The following is an 888-nucleotide window of genomic DNA, read 5'->3' on the forward strand; positions in this document are numbered from 1 at the left end:
GGGCCCGGCTGCCGGTGCCGGGATTCAGCCGGTGCCGGTCACCGGCTCGACTGCGACTTCCAGATACTCCAGACCGCGCAACCCGTTGTTGATCATCGGGCGGGACTCCCGGATCGTGAAGCGGGCCACCCGGTCGGCCAGCCGTTCCAGCAGCACGCCGATCTCCAGGCGAGCCAGGTGTATCCCCGGGCACACGTGCTCGCCCCGCCCGAATGCGAGGTGGTCCGACGGGCGCCGGGTGATGTCGAACCGCATCGGGTCCGGGTATTGGCGCTCGTCGCGGTTGGCGGAGCCGTAGAGCAGCGCGACCCGTGAGCCCGCGGCCAGCGAGACCCCGCCGATCTCGTGGTCCTCGGTGAGCACCCGGCTGAACTGGGGCACCGGGGACTCCACACGCAACGACTCGTTGATCGCGTGCGGGATCAACGACCGGTCCTTGCGCAGCAGGTCCCACTGGTCGGGGTTCGCGGCGAACAGCGCGACCGCGTTGGTGATCGCGAGGATCGTCGTGTCGAGGCTCGGGGTGACGTAGTCGAGCATCATCATCGGGCACTTGTCGAGCGGGATCTCCCCACGCTCGGCGGCCTGGTAGAGGTGGGCGGCCCACCCGTCGGGGCGGAGCTTGCCCGGCACGGCGTCGTTCGCGGCGAACGCGAGGAACTCCTCGACGGCCGGCATCGCCGCGGCGGCCCGGTCGTCCGCGGGACCCTGGGTGTCCCAGATGGCTGCGGCCCACTCCAGCATCTTCGTCCGCCCATGATCGGGAAGCCCGACCAGATCGGACACGACGGTCATCGGCAGGTGCTCGGCCAGCTCGGTGACGACCTCGAACCTGCCCCGGCCCACCAGTTCGGCGACGACCCGGTCGGCCTCGGCCTCGATCCGCGG

The 888-nt window shown here is 70.8% G+C and carries 1 protein-coding gene; it reads right to left on the bottom strand.

The window, feature by feature from the left end; all coding sequences use genetic code 11:
• Positions 1 to 24: 24 nt before the first annotated feature.
• Positions 25 to 888 (bottom strand): cytochrome P450 (locus KCH87_RS48460; RefSeq protein WP_210594464.1); only part of this gene is annotated, 864 nt, incomplete at its 5' end.

This window comes from Streptomyces sp. GESEQ-35 (genome assembly GCF_017948485.1).
Taxonomy (GTDB): Bacteria; Actinomycetota; Actinomycetes; order Streptomycetales; family Streptomycetaceae; genus Streptomyces.